We start from the raw sequence: 20161 nt of genomic DNA on the forward strand, positions 1-20161 counted from the left end.
TTTAAGGTTGTTCCATTGACAGGAAAGGGACATCTTTAATAAAATTCAGATACAAAACAGTATTTTTTATTGCGGATTATTTCGTGCAAATCATTGAAACATTGTAATTATTTCTCTTCATACTGCCGATAGGCTTATCGAGAGAAACATTCTATGCCCAAATTTGAATCAGCGCAAATGTTCAAGGAGCAACTCAAGATGCAGGCCGTCGAGTTGCGCAAAGTCAAGGCCGAGAAGGATCAGTTTGCCCAAAAATTCCAGGATGTCATCTCATTCAACCAGGGCGAAGTCAAAAAACTCAAAGAAACGCTCAAGCAAAAAGACATAGAGATCAAGGAACAAAAAGACCTTGCCTCCGCCGCTCGCCTCGCCAAACATTCAGGCGGAGGGGCCACGCCAGGAGTCGTCGCCGACGAGCCATCGGGCGAAAGCAATCCCGCTCTGGAGAAAAAAATTGAAGATTTGCAAAAGAGAAGCGAGCGCCTGAAGGAACGGATTGACGAACGGGAAAAGAAAATCGTCAAATTTCAAAAAGAAAAAGACGTCCTCCTCAAAGAACTGAAACGACTGCGTCAAGACACGGACACCGTCGATAATTTAAAAGATCGCGTCAAGCAACTCAAGGACGATCTGATAAAAGCCAAGAAAGACAAATCCGGCCCCGGCCCCAGCCCCGAACTACTCAAGGAAAAGGACGAACTGATTGATAAGTACGAGAAAATGCTCTATGGCGGGCTGGACGCCGACGAAGAGGGAATGCTCCCCTCGGAGATCATCGCCGAGCTGAAAGATGAAGTGGACGAACTGGAAAAAGAACGCCGCGACATGATCGTCGAGCTGGAGATGCTCCGCGAGGACAACGCGGAAATCGAAATGAAGCTCACCCTGCTGGAAGAGAAAAAAGACCCCAGCGGCGGCGGCGAAAAAGGAAACTATCGCGACAATTCGGACAGCCGCGGCGCGGCGTCGGCCGAATTTTCCGCCGGTCTCGAAAACTTCCTCGTCACCTACTCCGATATGATGACCCTGCTTCTGGTTATCTTCGTTTTGATGTTCACCGTATCTAAAATGGATGAAGAAAAATTCGCCGACGCTCTCTCGGCCTTTCAGGAGCAACGCATGAAAATCGAGCGCGTCAACGTGCGCCTGACCCAGGATGAAATGCGAATGCTGGACCGGGTGCGCGAACTGGTTAAGGATAACGTCGATCCCGAGAGTCTGGTGCGAAGCGACACCCGAACTGTTCTGAAACGTCTGCCCACTTCTGATCTGTTCAGCCCCGGCAGCTCCAATCTGCTCGAAGGCGCGAAGGACCTCATTAAAAATGCGATCGTCGAAGATATCAAGGAAGGCGTCAAACAAATTCTGGTCGACGGTCATACGGATGATATCCCGACCAAATCGGCGCAATTCCCGTCCAACTGGGAACTCTCGGCCGCCCGCGCATCCACCGTTGCGCGCTATATCATCGACGAGATGCGTTTCCCGCCCGACCGTATGGTTGTGACCGGTTACGGCGAATACCGACCGCTCAAGGACAACACCAACGACGAGCATCGGGCATTGAACCGTCGCGTGGAAATCAAAATTCTCAAGGACATCAAAGTCGCCGAGAGAGAAGCCGCAGAACGAGAAGCCGCCGGCAAGGGAACCAGCTCAGGCGGCGCGTCTTCGGGCAAATCAGGAAGCTCTGTTCTGGGAGGAAAACTTATACAATGATCGCTGATAGCCAACGCGATAAAAGAAAATAAATTTTCTTAATTGAAACTTGTTTTCTATAATAAAAACAGACTCATCCCAATTTCGGTCAAATCTTTCAAACAACGCTGAATCCTATGGAAAACGGAACGCATCAAGACGCAGACGCTTTGTTTAAAAACCGAAAGGAATTTTTAAAATACAATCGATTCAAAATCGACCGCACTTTAAAAACCCTGTCGGATATAGACCGCCTCATCTTTGCCGCCGTTCCCCGGCTCCTCCATGTCCATCAGGAAGGTTTGCCCGGCTATTTTGAATCGGAAGATCCCGTCCCCTGCGGAATCCATAATTTCAAGGTCGATAAGGAATCTCAAATCGCGACTGAAAAATTATTCCCCGATATCGTGATACGCAGGAACGAAGACATTCAACCGGTCATCCATTGCGTTTTGCTCATGGGTAGCGTCGGTTCCATAGCACAGACGACTAAATCCGATCTCGACTACACCTTGCTGATCGATAAAAGTTATTTCACGCCCGAGTCGCGCCAGTTATTTCAAAAGAAATTAAACCTCATTGAACAATGGACCTGGGACAACTTCAATCTGGAGACCCATTTCTTCATCAACGACTTCAATGAAGTGAAGAACAATAACTTTGGCGAGAGCGACAGCGAAAGCACCGGTTCGGCTCTTGCTATTCTGCTCAAAGAAGAAATGTTTCGCACCACGATCATCGTCAACGGAAAAATCCCGTTCTGGTGGATCGTTCCCCTCGATACAGACGACGACAAATATGAGCAATTGCTTGCGCTCGTCATGTCCAACGAAACCCTGCTCAAAAAAGAAGAATTCATCGACATTGGAAACGTACACGATATCTCTCAAGGCGAATTTTTTGGCGGCTCCATCTGGGCCCTCATCAAATCATTCAAATCCCCCTTCAAAACCTTGATGAAGATGGGACTGCTTGAGGAATACATGTTTGGAGATACCGCATCCAACTTGCTTTGCCATGAAGTCAAGAAACGAGTGTTTGCGGGCGACACGCCCTACATAGATATCGACGCTTATTTGATTCTCTTTGATCGCGTTCAGAAATTTTTCGCGAAAGATAAAACCGATAATGAAGTCGACGCGCTCCGCTCCGCCTTCTATTTGAAGGTCGGCACCAAAGTGTCAACCGAAGATTTTGAAACACCGCCCAAACATTGGAAAAAAGCCCTGCTGGTGAAAATGATGAAGGAATGGGGCTGGACGCCTCTGAAGGTCGAACAATTGAATCAATACGGCGACTGGCAGATGATGCAGAAAGTGGCGCTGGGCAACCGCGTTAACAAAATCCTGATGGCCTCCTATAAAAATATTTCCGAAGTGAACAAGAATCTGGACCCCAGCGAAAGTTTGATCACCGAAAAAGACACCCATCTGTTAGGCCGCAAATTGTTCAGCTTTTTCCGAAAGGCTCCCAACAAGGTGGAAAACCTCACCGCAATGGTGGACGGCAAAACATTCGAAAAAAACCTGACAATTTTGTGCGAGAAGTCCAGCGCGCAGGAACGTCCCCAGTGGTATTTGATCCGCGGACGCACCATGGCCTTCATCGAGCACGTTCCCAAAGACGACGTCATCAAAAATTTCGCATCCTATCAAGCCATGATCGCATTTGTCGCCTTCAACAAACTTTATGTCAGAGGCGAAACCGAACTCCTTCTGCGCGCGGAAGGACAAACCATCAAAGAAGATGACATAAGGCATTTGATGGAAAAATTGTCCGGCGCCATCGACTCCATCAATATCGCCGCCATATCCAACGAAGAATTGATGATCGACGCCAAATTGAAAAAACTGTTCATTGCGATTGATTTTGGATCGCCTCTGCCGCGCGAAATCGAAACGGGAAACATCAAAGCATGCACGACCAACGAAGAGTTGAATCAATTCATCCACAAACAGTTGGAACATATTCGTAGCTTGACCGCGACCTACATGACGTCCTGGGGGGAACTGTTCAGCAAAACCTATTCCGGCGTTAATTGTATGGCGCGTATGATCGGCGAACTCAGCCCGCAGACCTTGCCCGAATCGACGGACAACCCAGAATTCCTTAAGGTTTTCGTCCATTCAGGCCGAAGAGATGAATTTACAATGCCATGGATCAAGAACTATGTAGCGCGGGCAATGAAAGCCCGGTCCACGGCTAAATTAGATAAAGTCGCTAGCTAGAAATTCAGATAATGGCAACAGCAACCAAGGAAGCAGAAGGCGTCGCCGATGTAAGACAACGCGGCGATGCACAGGCGGCCCAGCCCGAAACGGGAATAGATACCGGAACCCTGTTGGGAACCCTGGGCGGAACTTTTTTGATCATCACCGCGATCATTCGTGGCGGCGACCCCGAAGTCTTCGTCAACATCAACGGAATGTTGATCGTTATTGGCGGCACCCTTGCCACTTCGTTCATCGCCTTTCCCTCGAAAAAGATATTGGTCATGTTCCCGGTGATCTATAACGCCTATCGCCCCGACAACCAAACGCCCGCCGACCATGTGGACTCGATCATGAAGCTGGCGACCAAATACCGTTCCGGCGGAATGAAGCAACTGGAAAATGAAGAGGGTAAAATCGATAATCCCTACCTCAAGAACGGGATCGCGATGATTGTCGACGGTTACAACGGGAGAGAAATTCATGAAATCCTGGACCGCGAACTGACATCGCTGGTAGAGCGACACAACTCAGGCCAGAAAATTTTGCGCTTCATGGCGGTGCAAGCTCCGGTTTTTGGAATGGCGGGAACCCTCATCGGTCTCATTCAGATGCTCATGCATATCGACGATCCGTCGACGATCGGCCCGGCCCTGGCCACTGCATTGATCACAACCTTTTACGGCATCATCGTCGCCAATCTGATCATCACGCCCATCGTCGCCAAGCTCGCGTCAAAAACAGATGCGGAAAGCCTGACCTATAAAATCATTCGCGTCGGCGTGCTCGGCATTCATGATCGAAACAATCCACAAAAAATCCAGAGAAACATGAACACCATGTTGCCTCCGGCAATCAGGAAGTAAGGTAAACCATGTCCGACGTTGACGATCTTCTAACCACGCTGGCAAAAGATTCCAAGCAAGACGGCGCCGACTTCAGCGGCAACAACCTGAAAGGCATCAGCATGAGTAGCGCGAGTTTTATCTACGCGACTTTCATGGAAGCCAATTTGTCGGAATCCGAACTCAGAGGCATCAATTTCACCAACGCCTCCATGCAACAGGTTTCGTTCAAAAAGGCGCGTTTGAAAAACGTGATTTTTTCAAATGCAAATCTCAGCGAAGCAAATTTTGAAGAAGCGACTCTGATCGACTGCACATTCACCAACTGCAGTATGGAAAACTCCGAATTCATGTCGGCGACTTTCAAAAACTGCGACCTGCGCGGGGCCAATTGCAATTACTCCAATATGTATTCCGCCATCATGGAGAAATCCAATTTATCCTTTTCGCGCCTGATGTACGCCTATTTGAAACAATTGGAACTGAGCGAATGCAACATGAAAGGGGTCAACGCCAGAGGATCGGACCTCAGCTATTCCAAGCTGACCAATGTCGAACTGTCCGGTGCGATTTTGAAATACGCCGATCTGAACACCTGCACCTTCAAGGACGTCAAGCTCAATAACGCCAATCTGACCGGCGCTGAATTGAAAGACGCCCATTGTTCAGGAATTGAAGGGACTGAAACCAATTTTGAAGGCACGGACATGACCTATGCCAATTTTGAAAACTCCAACCTTCAGAATGCATTTCTACTCGAAGCCAATTTACACGGCGCCAATTTCACCAACGCCGATCTCACCGACGCCTATCTGGTCGACGCGAACATAGCTAAAGCCGTCACCAAGGGCGCGAAACTGGACAACACCGTTCTCCAGTAACCCCCCTCTTCTCAGCCAAACGGCTATTTCTTTTCTGACGCCGACTTCGTTTCAATCGCCTTCACGCAACGGAAGCCGACGTTTTCATAATAACCGTCCGGGTCCACTTCGGTTCGGGAGAAGGCGTAATGGTAGGCATCGAGAAAGTAATGTCCGGCTTTTTGGAAACTGCTTCCGCGTAAAACTCTAAAATTCATTCCAAAGCGGGGATCCTTGTAGTCGTTTCCCGGGTAAGCCTGATACCAGTCCGAGGTCCACTCCATCACATTTCCCGCCATATCCAAGGCCCCGTAAGGACTGACATCTTTGGGAAAGGAACCCACCGCGGCGACGTCGCGCGTCGCTTCAATATCAATATTCGCCTGACCCTTCTCGTATTCGTTGCCCCAGGGATATAAGGAACCATTCGGGCCGCGCGCGGCTTTTTCCCATTGCGCTTCCGTCGGCAAACGCTTGCCCGCCCACAAGGCGTAGGTGAGCGCCTCGGCCCAGGTGATATGCGTCACCGGAAAATCATCCATACCTTCAGGCGGATTCCCCTCGACCCAGTTCGCCGGGTATTCATCATACCCCGTGTCTTCAATGAAACGTTTGTACTCGCCAATCGTGACCTCGTGCTTGTCAATATAATAAGCGTCGAGCGTCAGCTTGCGTTCAGGATGCTGATCGACATACAACTCCTTCACAGCTCCAATTTTCTGGTGTTGATTCTCCGTGTCGACTTTGTCCGTGCCCATGATGAATTCACCGGCGGGAACAAGCACCATTTCTTTATTATCAACCGGCGAAACCCAAAGCGGAGCCAGAGATTTTTTTGTAGCCTCGCCATTTCCACAAGCGCCGATAAAAGCGATAAGAACAAATAATCCAATACGAGCGTTAATCATCGAAAATGCAACCTTAGAAAAAATTTAAAATAAGAGCGTCCAATATACGCTAATTACAGAAGATCGAGAAATCATTCCGCTACACAAGAAAAGGTCGAGACATCCACTATCCGCTCCCTATCAAGTCCTAAAAATCTATTGACGCCTGGCGCAATTGCAACTAATTTAAGGTCATGCGAATTCATTCCAAATCAAAATTTCGACACGCACTACGCAAGGCGGTTTTGATCCTCGCCATCGCTCTTCTCAGTTCCATATCCAACACGGCGTTTGCAGAAACCATGTACAGCAAAAAAGCCGACGTTGTATTGAAAGAGAGCGCCTCCGGCTCCGCGAAAGATATAGGAACTCTGAGCAAGGGCGAATCCGTCGAAATCCTTAAAAAAGACGGCAAGTACTATCAGGCCAAGACGGAATCTGGCAAGACAGGCTGGATCTTCAAATTCCATCTATCCGATTCGGCCCCCGAGCAAAGCGACGGAGGAGGCGGATTGCTGGCGGCTCTGGGCGGTCGAAGCGATGTTTCAGCGAGCGAATCGGCCTCCAGCTCCAGCATTCGCGGACTCAGTCCCGTTTCAGAAAAACATGCAAAGGACAAAGGCATCTCTGATGCAGACATTCAGGCAGTCAAGGATATGGAAAATTTAAAGATCACAAGCACAGAACTGAAGCAGTTTTTAGCGCAGAGAAAACTAGGTCCCTTTTCCAAATAAAGTCTGACCACATAAGCCGAATGCGTCATGAAAAAAAATAAATCAAATCACACACTTTCAGGACTGATTACAGGAATCGCCCTGCTCATCGCGGGCGCGGGATGTGTCGCCGCCGTCGCCCCGGCGATTGAAACCTATCAGGCCTACAATATCGGTCAAGGCGGTATTAAAGCGGCTCAATCGCTACAACCCATCGGACTGGAAGAGGAAAAATCCATCGGCGGCTCACTGGCCATCCAGGTGTTCAACCGATTCGGCCCGCGACGCGAGGACCCGGCCCTGCAACGCTACGTCTCCCTCGTCGGGCATGCCATCGCGGAAGTATCGGACCGACCAGACATTGACTATTATTTTGCCGTCGTCGATTCAGACACGCCCAATGCCTTCGCCGCTCCGGGCGGTTATGTCTTTCTAAGCACGGGATTGCTGAAACTGGCTCAAAATGAGGCTCAGTTAGCCGGGGTGCTCGGTCACGAAGTCGCGCATATCAGCGAAAAACACGCATTGAAAACGATGGAAAGAAGCAAAAAATTATCCGGCTTTGGCGCGCTCTCGATTTCCCTTTTAGGACAAGACCCGGCGCTCTTCGACAAGGTGCTAGAACAGGCTATGGAAATCCTGTTCACTCACGGTCTGGACAAGGAACTGGAATACGAAGCGGATAAAGTCGGCTCGGAATACGCCGCGCGGCTGGGCTACGCCCCCTCTGGATTGAATGATTTTCTCGGCATTCTTGAAAAATCCCTGCCCGGCGGCTCGTCCGCCCTGCTCAGCACGCACCCCGGCCCCGCAGACCGATCCGCCAAACTCATTTCGCAATTGGCCAATCACCACCCGCCCACCGGCCCCTTGTTTGGAGAGGCCTATCTATCGGCAGTGCGCGGTAGACTTTGATCGCATGCGTTTTCTGTTCCAACTGTTCCTTCTATTTCATACAGTCGGCGCCGCCGATGCCTTCGACCAGCCCATAGCCAAACAAACCACAGGCGCACTTTACCCGCACATCCTGCACAACGATGTTTATGAGTTGAATGCAAGAAACGTCAAGTCGATCCAATGGATCGACCAGAGCGTGTGGATAGGAACCTCGCTCGGAGTCATTCGTTACGACTCCCAGTCCCAATCCGATTACGAAATTTACGACAACACCAACGTTCTTCTCAGCAACGGAATTTTCAATATCCTGAAAGACCCCCAGGGTCGGCCCTGGGTCGGCACCTACGGCGGTGGGCTCAGTTATCAGGACAAGGGCGTGTGGCGCAATATCAACACGCCGCAAGGTTTGTGCGACGCCTTCGTGTACGACGTGGAATTCAACAAGGATCAAACCTGGATCGCGACCTGGAGCGGAGCCAATCGTGTGATCGGCGACCCCTTTGAGCGAAGCTCATGGGAGAGCTTCACCCGGGAAAACACTCAGGGCGGATTGATAGACGACTGGGTCTACGCTATCGAGATCGCAAAGAACGGCGTCGTGTGGTTCGGAACCGAATCCGGCGTTTCCTCCTACGATGGACAACGCTGGAAGTCCTGGAATCACGACAATGGATTGAGCGCGCCCCTCTCTCAAGTCAGCCAAGACAACCTCGGGATGACAGATTACCTGCAGGGAAGTCACCACGAACAACAAAGCGAAGATATTCCAAACGCATCCAACCAGACCTACCGGCCCAACTATGTCGTGTCCATGCGAATGGATGAAAGAGGAAGACTATGGATCGGTTCCTGGGGAGGCGGTTTGACCTTGCTCGACCCGGAAACAGAAACATTGCGCACATTCACCGTGCAGGATGGCTTGCCCGGCAATTACATTCTTGAAATCAAGGAAGGCCCCGACAACCGCCTGTGGATCGGGACCAATGCAGGCTTGAGCCGATTCGATGGCGCTCAATTCACTAATTTTGGTCGAACCAACGGACTGAAGGGAGATTATATTTTCAGCCTCGAATTCGGCGACGACCACTCCATATGGATCGGCTCCCATTACAGCGTGAGTCGTTTCTGGCGCCATCCGGACGGCGACAGTTTTTTGAATCTGGAATAATCCTCGTTACATAACCGCGTTCGACCAATCCTGATATTCGCAATGTTTATTTTTTTCTGCGACAGGAATGCAATCGCCCGGTCAATTTGCTAAACTACTTACAAATATTTACTCCCATACATTTTTACTAAAGGGATTTCACACAATGTATATTGAAAAAGACGACCAGTACGCCGTCGAATGCCAATTAAAAATAGCCCCCGATTGCATCAAAACAGGTGAGTTTTGTGAAACAAATGAAGACGCCGTAGAGTGGGTCGAAGAAGAATGTTGGATCTACTCAGGGGAAGGATGGATCTGTACGCAGTGCAATCTCCAGATATTCCAGAATATCGGCGATTTGAAACGTCGACAACGTCTTCCCAAAGACTAGAAATTCGCACAAAACAGCCCAAACAAGGTTGACGAAACGAGACATTAGAGCCGCGATGCCTGTGGAGTCCATGGAAAGTAATTGAGGGCCTTAATTCCCACCTTCCTGCATACGCCGCTTTAATTCGAGTTGCGCTTCTTTAGTCGTGAGACGTCCCTCGTTCACAAGAATTTTCAAGACCATTTCCAATTCCATCGAATCCTCCAGAACTGGATGAGGACTGTTCGCAGACAAACGCCCCGCCGCCTCATGGATCGTATCGTCCAACGCATCCAGATCGACGGGTTTTTCCAAAAATGCCACCGCTCCCAGTTCCAGGCAATTCCTCTGCACCGCTTTATCCGTCACACCGCTGACCATGATGATCGGCGTCTTTGGAATCCAGGCCCGCAAGGAACTCAAAAACAAATCACCCGCCAAACCCGGCATTTTGATGTCGAGCAAGATGACGTCGGGTTTGTAATCATGAATCAGAAGAATCGCATGTTGACTGTCCTGCGTGCATTCCACCTTGTCAACATCCGATGAATTTTTAAAATGAAACCGCATCATCTCAAGAACAGTTTCATCATCATCAACGACTGCGATTTTGATGCCCATTGAACCTCTTAAAAAAAATAAAAATTGCCTCGTCCTGACGGAGCAGACTGCCGTCGCCCGTTCTCCAAAAATAATATAGCAAAGTTATCTTACAAATTTATATTGATGATAACCTCAGTGCCCCAGTCCTTTTCGCTGATCAATTTGACATCCCCGCCCCACATCAGCGCTCGCTCCTTCATTCCCATGATGCCAAGCGAAGTTTCGTTATCGAATTCGTCCTGCATCATTCCCTTGCCGTCGTCCTTGACCCTCATTTCGAAAAAATGATCGTCGCTTTTGATGACAACTTCAATCTGACTCGCTTCAGAGTGACGCGCAATATTTGTAAGGCATTCCTGGAAAATCCGAAAAATACTGATTGAACGTTGTTCATCCAGTTTAATGTCCGTGGAAGAAGTTTCCAGACTAAAGTTAACGCCCGTCTTTTCGTAAAAAGATTCGCCCTGCCACTCAATCGCCTCCGTAATGCTCATAGAATCCAGAATCGGCGGTCGCAAATCCTTCGATATTTTTTTGACGATCTGAATCGTATTATCAATCAGACTGTACAAACGATCCATATTTTCTGAATACATCTGCAAGTCAACGCCATTTTTTTTGAGGAGTTTGTCAAAGAGAGAGATTTCAATTTTCAAAGTCGTTAACACCTGCCCCAGGCCATCATGCACTTCTCGAGCCATTCGCTTGCTTTCTTCTTCGCGGACAAAATCCAGCTTGCGATACAATTGTCTCAACTGAGAATTGAATTCCTCCTTATCTTTATCCGCCTGCCCCCGTTCGATAACGCGACCGAGCAAAATTCCGATGCTCTCCATGACGTCCAAAAAATGCGCGTCGGGTTCTTTCCCCACTTCTGAAAAAAATTCCATGACCCCGACGATCTGCGCCCCGATCAGGATGGGAAAGGCGAAACCGGAAGTCACGCCAATATTGCTGACCAGAGCGGCGCGGGGAAAGTTCGGGTCCTTATCAATATCAATGGTCCATTGCGCTTTTCCAGCTCCCACCACCCTTCCCGGCAATCCATGGCCCTCGGAAAAACGGGTTTCTTCGGTAACTTTTCGAAATATTTCAAACTGGTCTGGGTTTTTCATGTACCAGATTTTGGTTGGGTACAAACTGCTGGAATCTTTTTCTGTCAGGTACAAATGCCCCACCGGCCAGCCCGTCCCTTCGCAGATCCGCTTCAGTGCGTATGAGATCGCATCGTCCATAGATCGACTCATATTCGTGTTGAAAGCAATATCCCGGTTCAACTCAACAAAACCACTCTCGAGCCGAAGGAGCTGATAGGCGCGCTCCGTTTCCTTGGTATTCAATCTTTCTTCCGCCCAGGTAATTTCCATAACGCCAAAATAGGCAGTCAGGATTATCATCATTAATGCCAGAGAGCGGTTGACCAGCGCATGCCATAGATCAGGACTTGGAGGTGAGACCCAGAGACCGAGGATGCAGAATACCGAGCCGGTAACGGCGCCCGCAAGCACATAAGGTCGGCGCCGGGTTCGAATCCCTAATAAAACCAAAGCCACATAGGGAATGCCTCCGGCAACGCCCAGGGGCAGGAGAAAATCGATGTAAAAAAAACTCAGCGTTAATATCACCCCAACCACGACGTAGGGCAATGGAGAAGCCTGATCTAATTTTTTATCCATAAGTCACGCTGAACGCTTGGGACAATTTATTGAATATCACGAAACCGTATCGGCGCTCGTCCAGGGCAAATCAATTGTGCAATAGCCCTTTCGATGCAAGCCTGGAACAACCCGATCCCCTTGACTCTGAGCATAAATACCCGCATTCGCGATGGACGACCGTATCACCATAAAATTCTCTATCGATAAAAATCCAGGCAGGAAAACTTAATCCGACCACTCGTCATCCTCGTCGTCGCTTCCAGTGTCCTTATCAGCATCCGTCTCTTCAACGAGAGCATCCACCTCATCCTGCTCCGCTTTGGTGATGAGTTCCTGAATCTCTTCATAACCCGAAGCCAGGCGTTGTATGTTAATCAGAAGGTTGATAAGGTCTTCTTCCTTACACTCGCGCATTCCAGCAACCAAAGGACCCCGTTCATCGTCCTCGTAAACCTGGTCCCATTTATCAAACGTGGAAAGCACCTTGTCTTTGCAGTGAATCAGGTCGTAAAAAAAACTTTGAATATCGATTTTAGGCATGAAAATTTTCCCTTAATTAACAAATTTACGAACATCCCGCCAATATAACACGCTAATTTTTTTACATCGCCGCCATTAAAGTAATATATTATATTATTTATTTATCAACCGAACTCAAACGTTAATTTAAAATAATAATTTCAATATGTCCGAAGATGAACGCTTTAAAGACAACGACAACGGAACATTGACCGACACCAAATACAATCTCATGTGGTTTAAGGAGGACACCTATTTGCTGAAACAGAAATGGTGCACCTGGAAGGGAGCCTGTAAATTTGTCGAAAAAATGAACGAAGACAATTTTGCGGGTTTTTCCGACTGGCGACTCCCCTCAACCCAAGAATGCAGGAATCTGTACGATCATGAAAGCAAAAACATGGACTTCAATGATGATATCGTCCATATCGACTTGAGATTTCCCGAAGGCTGCGGCTTCAATTACTGGTGCGCTGAAGATAAGGGCATCAACGCCATGGTCTACAATTTTTATAGTGATCGCGCCTATCACGTTCGAAAAAATACCTCGAGCGAAAGTTTCATGTCCTGTCGGCCTGTGAGAACAGCCGGTCCGAAAGTAAAACGTAGCGGTCGCGTCTCCAATACCGGAAGAAGTCGCAGAGAATAATCAGAGCCTCTTCCAACTTGCACTCATTTTATTATGGCCTTTCATCGCGCAAGCCAGGCTTTCATTGACCTGAAAGCCTACCGTTCCAATTTTCAAACCGTGAGGTCCCTGCTCCCTCAAACAGTGGACATCCTGGCCGTCGTTAAAGCCGACGCCTATGGGCATGGGGCCGTACCCTGCGCGCGCGCCGCGATTGAGGCCGGGGCGCATTGTCTCGGCGTCGCGATCGTTAATGAAGGGATTGAGTTGAGAGAGCATGGCCTGTCCAGCCCTATTCTGGTAATGGGCAGTTTCTTACCCGATGATGCAGAGGACATGGTCCGCCATGACCTTGAGATCACCCTGCACACGCTTGCGCAAGCCGACGCCGTCGAAAATGCCGCGCGCAAACAAAACAAACTCGCGCGCGTCCATATCAAGATCGACTCGGGAATGGGGCGTCTAGGCATCGAATGCGGTCTGGCCCAATCCCTTTTCCAACGAGTGATCGATTCCAAATGCCTCAAACTCTCCGGTTTGTTCACGCATCTGGCGACCGCGGAATGGGAGGATAAGGATTATGCGCGCTATCAACTCGGACAATTTGAGACTCTCATCCAGTCCTTTCGCGAACAATACCCGCAATTACCGCCAGTTCATTGCGCCAATTCAGCCGCAACCGTCAATCACTCCAGAAGCTGGTTCGATATGGTGCGCCCCGGTCTGATCTTTTACGGCGCCTTCTCCGCGCCAAACCTGTTGCCCATGGTGCGCGAACTGACTCGCAAGGATGACCCCATTCGCCCGGTCATGACCTGGAAATGTAAAATCCTGCAAATCAAATCCACGCCCAAAGACGCCTGCCTGAGCTACGGCATCACCTACAAAACCCCTCGGGACAGTCGCATCGCCGTGATCGGCGTGGGTTACGCAGACGGCCTGCACCGTTTGCTTTCAAATAAAATGGAAGTTCTCATTCATGGACGCAGAGTGCGTCAGGTAGGGCGCGTCTGTATGGACATGACGCTGATCGACGTGACTGACCTGCCCGAAGTCGGTGTGGGAGACGAGGCCGTTATTTTCGGACGTCAGGGGGACGCCGCCATTTCAGTGGAAGAAACCGCAGGGCATTGCCAAAGCGTCGCCTACGAATTACTATGCGCGGTGGGTCAGCGCGTTCCTCGCGTTTACAACGCCTGATTCATTTCATCATCGCAACGCTTGCATTCAACGCTTTCACCGACAAACTCATTTCGCCCCGCCGCCGTCAAGACCCAGGGCCGTTCCACCATCGGCGGCTTGTGTCGCATATGACGAGCGTGACCGCAGGCCAGATCCGCCACCCAGTGATTTTCTTCATCCTGATGAAACCCTACGATTCGTTGGAACATGTCCTTTGTTATGCAATCGTTTTCAGATCGGCAATTTTAGCAAGCTGATGCGACCGGCAATAATCTTCAATGCCAGCCAACGTTTTCATGGTGACCGCAGGATCAAGAAAATTCGCCGTGCCAATCTGCACCGCTTTCGCTCCCGCCATCAGATATTCCAATGCATCCTCAGCGCATGCAATGCCGCCCACGCCGATCACGGGAATGTTGACCGCCTTTGCGGTTTGATAAACCAGGTACAAGGACAAGGGCTTGATCGCCTGCCCTGAAAGTCCGCCGGTTTTGTTCGCCAGATACGGTTCCTGTTTCTCCAGATCAATCGACATGCCAACGTAGGTATTCGCAACCGACAAGGCATCGGCGCCCGCTGATTCCGCCGCGCGCGCAATCTCTCCGATGTCCTGAACATTGGGAGCCAGTTTGACAATGAGCGGTTTGGAAGTGCGCGCGCGCGTCGCCGACACCACCGATGCGACTCTCTCCGGCGATGAGCAAAACAACTGACCGCCGTGCTCCACATTGGGACAGGAGATATTCATCTCCAAAGCGTCAAGGCGTTCCGCCTCAGACAGAGCCGCCGCCATCTCGGCATACTCGCCTTCAGTCTGACCAAAAAAGTTAACGATGATACGCGCTCTGAATCGATGCAGTAGCGGGAGTTTTTCAGCGAGAAATTTTTCCAGACCGATATTTTCCAGACCGATCGCATTCAACATTCCCGATTCCGTCTCTATCATTCGCGGAACCGGATTGCCCGCCTTCGGGCGCAGGGAAAGACCTTTCGTAGAAAAGCCGCCCAGGCGATCCAAATCCACAAATGGAAGGTATTCCAGCCCATAACCAAAGGTCCCCGAGGCCGCCAGCACGGGATTTTCCAATTTTAAAGGACCCAGATCCACCGAAAGATCCGGCATGAATTTATCCAACATCGCCTCCCAAACCCGTCTATACCATTGATTTTATAAAAGTTATTGACACCAGGATGCCATCAGTCGTATAATTTTGACAGAATTATTCCATGTAAGATATTGAAAACTTATAATTTATAGAAAATCGCCATGACCGACACTCCCATCGACGTTCTCAACAAATATAGCAAACAAATGGAAGATTTAGTCGAAAATGCTGAAATTGAAGCGGAATTGGAGGCGGAAAAACATATCCGCACCAAGAATACAAAGACGCTGGGAATATCATCTATTGCAATCGCTTTCATGGCCATTACTTATTTTATTGTACAGAATAATTCGCAACCCCTCGACCCCGGCTTGCTTGAAAGCAACGAACATATAGAAAAAATAGAAGCGGTTCAAAAGGACAACGCCATCATCGCCCAAAAAGCGGAAAACATTGAACCAGCTCAGGCCGACGCGCCTGCCCTTGTGGATACCATTGATGAAAAAAAACCTACGCCTCAGGGACGCGTGACCAAAACTTCAGCCGCTCCGGTTAAATTCCAGGCCGCTCCAACACCGAAATCACAAAAAGAAAAAGCCGCTAAAATCGCCGCTCAGGCAAAATCCGTTGAGAAAAAAAAGAGTATTGTTTCAGGCAAAACCTATTCTCTGCAACTGGGCGCGTTTAGCGTCAAACGCAACGCGGACAATTTCTCAACGAAACTTGAGAAAAAAGGATTCGACGCAACGGTGGTCGCCAAGACCATCAAGAAAACCCAGTACGCTGTTGTCGCGGGGGTGTTCCCCAATATAGAGACCGCTGAAGTCAGAAATAAAGAGCTGTCTGAAAAGGGTTACAAACCCAGCCTGAAAGAGATGGAGTCCGGGCACTATGCCGTCATCGCCGGTAATCGATCCAGCAAAAAATCCGCAGACAAACTGCAAAATGAACTGAGCCTGAAAGGCTTTCTCTCCAGCGCATCTCCCGTAGAGAGAGAAGTCCGCACCTACACCGTACAAATCAAGGACTACCCCTCTATCAAGAATGCCAAACAAGATCAGGTTAAGCTTGCGAGCCTCGGCATTCGCAATAGTTTCATCCATTAAAACCAATCGTCAGAAACAGGAATTTCATCGCTCAAACTGCGCTCAATTTTTTATTATCGTAAGTTTGATTTCACTTCTCCGACCTAACAAAAATTGATACTCTAGGGATTATATATGGATGGTCCCGCTCACACCTAACATGTTGCAAGGAGAAGATGATGAAAAAGGTTCTACCCGTTTTACCCGCAATACTGTTCTCGGCTTTCGCAGTCATCGCTAGCAATGGCTGGGCCGACGATGGACACGGCAAGATGTCGATGGAAGAAGGAAGCGGCAGTTCGGCTGTCCATGAGAATGCCCCAAAGCAAGAAGGTTCCGGTCATGATTATGCAAAGGATAAAGACCATAAAAAGGGACACTACAATTATAAAGGGCATGGCAGTAAAGAGGGCTACGACAAAGACCACCATGGCAAATATAAAGGTCATGGCGAGGGTTATGATAAAGACCATCACGGTAAGAAATACAAACGAGAAGGTAGCTGAGCCTGCCCCCTACGTTCCAGATATATGAAAGGGCGCCGCAAGGCGCCCTTTTTTTAATTCAGCATCAGCCATCTGCTCGATTGCATCTTCATTGCATTGTGATCTAAACTGTCCCAATCTGAACGATCATCTTAAACCCAACTATCCCCGCGCTATCACCCATGCTCATCGATCTTCTCAAAATACTCCTTGGTCTCGGAGCCCTATATTATGGAGGAGAGTTTTTAGTCACCGCCTGCATTCGAATCGCAAAAAGTCTCAACCTGAGCCCTTTCGCCATTGGCGCCACCGTCATCGGATTTGGAACCTCCGCGCCGGAACTGACCGTCTCCATTCTGGCTTCCCTGCAAGGCGCGCCGGAACTGGCAATGGGCAACGTGATCGGCAGTAATGTCGCCAATGTCGGTCTTGTGCTTGGACTCACAGCGATCATCATTCCCTTGACGATCCGACCCTCCCTGTTCAAAACGGAAGCGCCTCCGCTTATCGCCGCCACACTGCTCATTCTCTGGCTGGCATGGGACTATCAAATAAGCCGACTTGAAGGCGTCGTCATGGTTTTATTGTTGGCTCTGTTTCTCTGGTTCGCCCTCAGAAAAAATAACGACGACGAAATTTCTTTCGAAGAAGAAACCTCCTTGTTCGCCGGTCGCAATCTGGCCTGGCAGTGGCTACTCGCCTTGTTCGGTCTGGGGTGTTTGCTTGCGGGAGCGCAAATGCTCGTCGATGGAGCGGTGAATATAGCGCGATCTCTAGGCGTGAGCGAATGGATGATAGGCATTTCCATCGTTGCCGCAGGCACCAGTATGCCGGAAATCGCCTCGTCCATCATTGCCGCCAAAAAGGGTCATGGCGAAATGGCAATCGGCAATATATTTGGCAGTAATATATTCAACATTCTGATGGTGCTTGGATTGACGGCTACGATTCATCCCTTGAAAATCAGCGAACCGATCCAGCCCGATTTGCTGTACTGCGCCGGAACGACATTCTTGTTACTCGCCCTGCTCTACCGGGGGATGGATCTAAAAAAGCTGGATGGCGCGATTCTGCTGGGTGCCTATACCTTCTATCTGGGCGCAAAGTCTGGCGGGATTCTCTAAAAGCCAAGAGGTTTTCGTGCGTCCTGCGTGTGGCTCAGGATTCCTGATTATCGACCGCTTGCGAGATGCTTCGGGAAATCACGACGTTTCGGATTCGACCTGCAGTGGTTTGGGTTTCACATTTTTGAACTTCCACAGCTGTTGCTTGTAATAGGCATTGTCCGGAACCAGTTCGATCGCTTTGTTGATATTGGCAATCGCCTTATCCTGTTCGCCCATGACATAATACAACTCCGACAAGGTGTCGATGAATTCATGTCGATTCGGGTAAACCTCAAGCGTTTTCATTGACAAAGCCAATCCGTCCTCTACGGAGATTCTCTTTTTGGCGTAAAGCCAGGCGAGTCGATTCATCATTTCATAATTCTCAGGATTGTCGTCCAGGCCCTTGCGACAATGGCGAATCGCCGTCGAGTAATAACCTTTCTTGCCATACACCGTACAAATGGAAAGCACGATCTCAGGATCGCCCGGTGTCAGCTTCTCCGCTTTGAACAAAACTTCCAAAGCCTTTTCAAGATCTTTCTTTTCGGACAGGGTATTGCCGAGATGCAAAAGGTACTCTGATCGATCCGGATATTTATCCGTCAATTCGGAGAAAATTTTCAGTGTTTCATCCAACTCGCCAAGCCCCAGCATCGCCCGGCCCAGCACGGATCGAGCCTCTGCCATATCCGGATTCTTTTTAACGACTTCCGTCATCATATCCTTGGCCTTTTTATAATCTCCCAGAGAAACGAGCAATTTTCCCTTGTCCATCATGATCTGAGTATCGCCAGGGCTGAGCTTCAACGCCGTTTTGTATTCCTCCAGGGCTTTTTTATCATCGCGTTTCCCCGCAAAAATAGCTCCCAGTCGGGCATGCACTTTCGGGTTTTCAGGTTCTAATGTTGCCGCGGCCTGATAAGAACTCAAGGACTCATCCAGCGCGCCCTGTTCAAAGTACCAGTCCGCCAAACGAATTTGAGCTTCGAATATTTTAGGAAACAAATCCGCCGCTTTTTTGAATTCAGAAGCCGCCTCTTTCTTCTTCCCGCTCTTGAGCAATGCCTCGCCGAGCGCCAAATGCATCTGGGGATCGTTTTGTTTGATTTCCAAGGCGCCCCGAATCTGCTCGATGGCTTCGTCGTATTGCTCCCGCTCCAGTAGCAGTTCGCTGATTAAATTGCGCGCCTGATAATCGTCGCCTTTCAATTCAATCGCCTGTTTTAAAAATACAATCGCCTCGTCAACAGCCCCGCTCTCCTTGTAAAACATCCCCATCCTGGACAAGGCGACAGGATTGTTCGGGTCCACCTCAACCGCTTTTTTAAAAGCCAGCTCCGCTTCTTCGACCTGCCCGGACTCCAAATAAGTCATGGCCAGATCCAGACGAAAATCCACATTGGAAGGCTTCAATTCAACAGCCTGTTTGAACTGCGCCAGCGCCTCGCGATAATTTTTTTTGTTAAAATAAACTTTCCCCAAACCGGCATGCGCCGCAGGATTCGCGCGCGACACTTCCATCGCCCTCTTGAACTGAATCTCTGCATCTTCAAACTGACTGCTCTGAAGCAATTGAGTTCCTTTATTCACATAATCTGCGGGATTCCCTGGAATGAGCTCCTGATACTTGTAGTAACCGCCGCCCACAACAAGCGCCATAACCGCCGCTATACCAACCGCCTTGCCCTTGCCAGACTTCGCCTTTGGCTTATCTTCGTTTTTAGCTGGTTTGGGAGATTCTACCTGCGGCTTGCCCGCTTTCTGAGTTTTCTCAGGAACCGCCGCGGGAGGCGCGTCGATCATTTTGCAACGACCTTCAAAATTGGAGCCTTCATCAATCACCAGATGATAGGTCGAAATATCGCCAACCAGACTACTCCCCGCCGCCAGCGCCAGTTTATTATCGGCGTGCACATTACCCCGCAAAGATCCCAGATTCGTAAAATTATGGGCTTTGATATTGCCTTCAAGGCTTCCGTTCTTGCCGACGACAAAATGGCTGGAAGAAAAAATTTCCCCTTGAAAGTTTCCATCAAAATGAACAGCGCCCTTAACCCACAGGGTTCCCTCTAACTTGACGCCTTTTTCAAAGTATGAGTCCATGATTCCTCAGGATGATTGCGGGCATAATAATGACAAGCATAGTATCAAATTTT

General features: G+C 49.3%; 20 protein-coding genes. 13 read left to right on the forward strand and 7 right to left on the reverse strand.

Going from position 1 to position 20161, the window contains the following annotated elements; genetic code table 11:
- Positions 1 to 153: 153 nt before the first annotated feature.
- From G3M78_12240 to G3M78_12255, 4 genes are all read left to right on the forward strand, one after another.
- Entirely contained in the window at positions 154 to 1719 is a 1566-nt protein-coding gene (locus tag G3M78_12240; GenBank protein ID QPJ66121.1) for an OmpA family protein, read from the forward strand.
- Between the two features lie 116 nt (positions 1720 to 1835).
- Entirely contained in the window at positions 1836 to 3926 is a 2091-nt protein-coding gene (locus G3M78_12245; protein QPJ66122.1) for an adenylate cyclase, read from the forward strand.
- An 11-nt stretch (positions 3927 to 3937) separates the two neighbouring features.
- Positions 3938 to 4774, forward strand: coding sequence for a biopolymer transporter ExbB (locus G3M78_12250; GenBank protein ID QPJ66123.1), 837 nt, complete (start codon positions 3938 to 3940; stop codon positions 4772 to 4774).
- A gap of 8 nt (positions 4775 to 4782) precedes the next feature.
- Positions 4783 to 5634: a pentapeptide repeat-containing protein gene (locus tag G3M78_12255; GenBank protein ID QPJ66124.1), complete on the forward strand. Its 852-nt coding sequence runs from the start codon at positions 4783 to 4785 to the stop codon at positions 5632 to 5634.
- A 23-nt stretch (positions 5635 to 5657) separates the two neighbouring features.
- On the opposite strand, the gene G3M78_12260 is transcribed toward G3M78_12255, so the two are convergent.
- Positions 5658 to 6521 (reverse strand): formylglycine-generating enzyme family protein, encoded by an 864-nt coding sequence (locus G3M78_12260; protein QPJ66125.1) that lies wholly within the window; start codon positions 6519 to 6521, stop codon positions 5658 to 5660.
- Positions 6522 to 6694: 173 nt separating this feature from the next.
- Here G3M78_12260 and G3M78_12265 point away from each other — a divergent pair, with 173 nt between their 5' ends.
- The 4 genes from G3M78_12265 to G3M78_12280 all read left to right on the forward strand — a co-directional run bounded on the left by G3M78_12265 (position 6695) and on the right by G3M78_12280 (position 9651).
- Entirely contained in the window at positions 6695 to 7234 is a 540-nt protein-coding gene (locus tag G3M78_12265; GenBank protein ID QPJ66126.1) for an SH3 domain-containing protein, read from the forward strand.
- Positions 7235 to 7261: 27 nt separating this feature from the next.
- Complete coding sequence (locus tag G3M78_12270; protein ID QPJ66127.1) at positions 7262 to 8128, forward strand: M48 family metalloprotease; 867 nt, start codon at positions 7262 to 7264, stop codon at positions 8126 to 8128.
- A 184-nt stretch (positions 8129 to 8312) separates the two neighbouring features.
- Positions 8313 to 9278, forward strand: a complete 966-nt coding sequence (locus tag G3M78_12275) for a hypothetical protein (protein ID QPJ66851.1) — start codon at positions 8313 to 8315, stop codon at positions 9276 to 9278.
- A 145-nt stretch (positions 9279 to 9423) separates the two neighbouring features.
- Positions 9424 to 9651 (forward strand): hypothetical protein, encoded by a 228-nt coding sequence (locus G3M78_12280; GenBank protein QPJ66128.1) that lies wholly within the window; start codon positions 9424 to 9426, stop codon positions 9649 to 9651.
- 90 nt (positions 9652 to 9741) lie between these two features.
- Here G3M78_12280 and G3M78_12285 read toward each other — a convergent pair whose 3' ends face one another.
- The 3 genes from G3M78_12285 to G3M78_12295 form a co-directional block, all read right to left on the reverse strand.
- Positions 9742 to 10251: a response regulator gene (locus G3M78_12285; GenBank protein QPJ66129.1), complete on the reverse strand. Its 510-nt coding sequence runs from the start codon at positions 10249 to 10251 to the stop codon at positions 9742 to 9744.
- Between the two features lie 89 nt (positions 10252 to 10340).
- Positions 10341 to 11909 (reverse strand): GAF domain-containing protein, encoded by a 1569-nt coding sequence (locus tag G3M78_12290; GenBank protein ID QPJ66130.1) that lies wholly within the window; start codon positions 11907 to 11909, stop codon positions 10341 to 10343.
- A gap of 207 nt (positions 11910 to 12116) precedes the next feature.
- Positions 12117 to 12431 (reverse strand): hypothetical protein, encoded by a 315-nt coding sequence (locus G3M78_12295; protein ID QPJ66131.1) that lies wholly within the window; start codon positions 12429 to 12431, stop codon positions 12117 to 12119.
- Between the two features lie 145 nt (positions 12432 to 12576).
- On the opposite strand from G3M78_12295, the gene G3M78_12300 reads away from it, so the two are divergent.
- Positions 12577 to 13059, forward strand: a complete 483-nt coding sequence (locus G3M78_12300) for a DUF1566 domain-containing protein (protein QPJ66132.1) — start codon at positions 12577 to 12579, stop codon at positions 13057 to 13059.
- Positions 13060 to 13092: 33 nt separating this feature from the next.
- Entirely contained in the window at positions 13093 to 14238 is a 1146-nt protein-coding gene (alr, locus tag G3M78_12305; protein QPJ66133.1) for an alanine racemase, read from the forward strand.
- Here the strand turns inward: alr and G3M78_12310 are convergent.
- A complete protein-coding gene (locus G3M78_12310; protein QPJ66134.1) occupies positions 14226 to 14429 on the reverse strand; it encodes a DUF3565 domain-containing protein in 204 nt (67 codons plus the stop codon). The two genes, alr and G3M78_12310, sit on opposite strands and share 13 nt — an antisense overlap.
- Positions 14430 to 14437: 8 nt before the next feature.
- Positions 14438 to 15358, reverse strand: coding sequence for a dihydroorotate dehydrogenase (locus G3M78_12315; protein QPJ66135.1), 921 nt, complete (start codon positions 15356 to 15358; stop codon positions 14438 to 14440).
- 129 nt (positions 15359 to 15487) lie between these two features.
- On the opposite strand from G3M78_12315, the gene G3M78_12320 reads away from it, so the two are divergent.
- From G3M78_12320 to G3M78_12330, 3 genes are all read left to right on the forward strand, one after another.
- Positions 15488 to 16432 carry an SPOR domain-containing protein gene (locus G3M78_12320; protein QPJ66136.1) on the forward strand — a complete coding sequence of 315 codons (945 nt, stop codon included), beginning with the start codon at positions 15488 to 15490 and terminating at the stop codon, positions 16430 to 16432.
- Positions 16433 to 16587: 155 nt separating this feature from the next.
- Positions 16588 to 16917, forward strand: a complete 330-nt coding sequence (locus tag G3M78_12325) for a hypothetical protein (protein ID QPJ66137.1) — start codon at positions 16588 to 16590, stop codon at positions 16915 to 16917.
- Between the two features lie 161 nt (positions 16918 to 17078).
- Entirely contained in the window at positions 17079 to 18020 is a 942-nt protein-coding gene (locus tag G3M78_12330; protein ID QPJ66138.1) for a calcium/sodium antiporter, read from the forward strand.
- A gap of 78 nt (positions 18021 to 18098) precedes the next feature.
- On the opposite strand, the gene G3M78_12335 is transcribed toward G3M78_12330, so the two are convergent.
- A complete protein-coding gene (locus G3M78_12335) occupies positions 18099 to 20108 on the reverse strand; it encodes a tetratricopeptide repeat protein (GenBank protein QPJ66139.1) in 2010 nt (669 codons plus the stop codon).
- Between the last annotated feature and the right edge of the window lie 53 nt (positions 20109 to 20161).

It is taken from the genome of Candidatus Nitrohelix vancouverensis, assembly GCA_015698305.1.
Classification (GTDB): Bacteria; Nitrospinota; Nitrospinia; order Nitrospinales; family VA-1; genus Nitrohelix; species Nitrohelix vancouverensis.

What these genes read in the sequence shown, in the direction of transcription:
- G3M78_12285 (QPJ66129.1), bottom strand. Translation starts at nt 10,251, where the DNA reads ATGGGCATCAAAATCGCAGTCGTTGATGATGATGAAACTGTTCTTGAG.
- G3M78_12270 (QPJ66127.1), top strand. Translation starts at nt 7,262, where the DNA reads ATGAAAAAAAATAAATCAAATCACACACTTTCAGGACTGATTACAGGA.
- G3M78_12255 (QPJ66124.1), top strand. Translation starts at nt 4,783, where the DNA reads ATGTCCGACGTTGACGATCTTCTAACCACGCTGGCAAAAGATTCCAAG.
- G3M78_12310 (QPJ66134.1), bottom strand. Translation starts at nt 14,429, where the DNA reads ATGTTCCAACGAATCGTAGGGTTTCATCAGGATGAAGAAAATCACTGG.
- G3M78_12280 (QPJ66128.1), top strand. Translation starts at nt 9,424, where the DNA reads ATGTATATTGAAAAAGACGACCAGTACGCCGTCGAATGCCAATTAAAA.
- G3M78_12300 (QPJ66132.1), top strand. Translation starts at nt 12,577, where the DNA reads ATGTCCGAAGATGAACGCTTTAAAGACAACGACAACGGAACATTGACC.
- G3M78_12240 (QPJ66121.1), top strand. Translation starts at nt 154, where the DNA reads ATGCCCAAATTTGAATCAGCGCAAATGTTCAAGGAGCAACTCAAGATG.
- G3M78_12335 (QPJ66139.1), bottom strand. Translation starts at nt 20,108, where the DNA reads ATGGACTCATACTTTGAAAAAGGCGTCAAGTTAGAGGGAACCCTGTGG.
- G3M78_12325 (QPJ66137.1), top strand. Translation starts at nt 16,588, where the DNA reads ATGATGAAAAAGGTTCTACCCGTTTTACCCGCAATACTGTTCTCGGCT.
- G3M78_12265 (QPJ66126.1), top strand. Translation starts at nt 6,695, where the DNA reads ATGCGAATTCATTCCAAATCAAAATTTCGACACGCACTACGCAAGGCG.
- G3M78_12320 (QPJ66136.1), top strand. Translation starts at nt 15,488, where the DNA reads ATGACCGACACTCCCATCGACGTTCTCAACAAATATAGCAAACAAATG.
- G3M78_12330 (QPJ66138.1), top strand. Translation starts at nt 17,079, where the DNA reads ATGCTCATCGATCTTCTCAAAATACTCCTTGGTCTCGGAGCCCTATAT.
- G3M78_12250 (QPJ66123.1), top strand. Translation starts at nt 3,938, where the DNA reads ATGGCAACAGCAACCAAGGAAGCAGAAGGCGTCGCCGATGTAAGACAA.
- alr (QPJ66133.1), top strand. Translation starts at nt 13,093, where the DNA reads ATGGCCTTTCATCGCGCAAGCCAGGCTTTCATTGACCTGAAAGCCTAC.
- G3M78_12260 (QPJ66125.1), bottom strand. Translation starts at nt 6,521, where the DNA reads ATGATTAACGCTCGTATTGGATTATTTGTTCTTATCGCTTTTATCGGC.
- G3M78_12290 (QPJ66130.1), bottom strand. Translation starts at nt 11,909, where the DNA reads ATGGATAAAAAATTAGATCAGGCTTCTCCATTGCCCTACGTCGTGGTT.
- G3M78_12315 (QPJ66135.1), bottom strand. Translation starts at nt 15,358, where the DNA reads ATGTTGGATAAATTCATGCCGGATCTTTCGGTGGATCTGGGTCCTTTA.
- G3M78_12245 (QPJ66122.1), top strand. Translation starts at nt 1,836, where the DNA reads ATGGAAAACGGAACGCATCAAGACGCAGACGCTTTGTTTAAAAACCGA.
- G3M78_12295 (QPJ66131.1), bottom strand. Translation starts at nt 12,431, where the DNA reads ATGCCTAAAATCGATATTCAAAGTTTTTTTTACGACCTGATTCACTGC.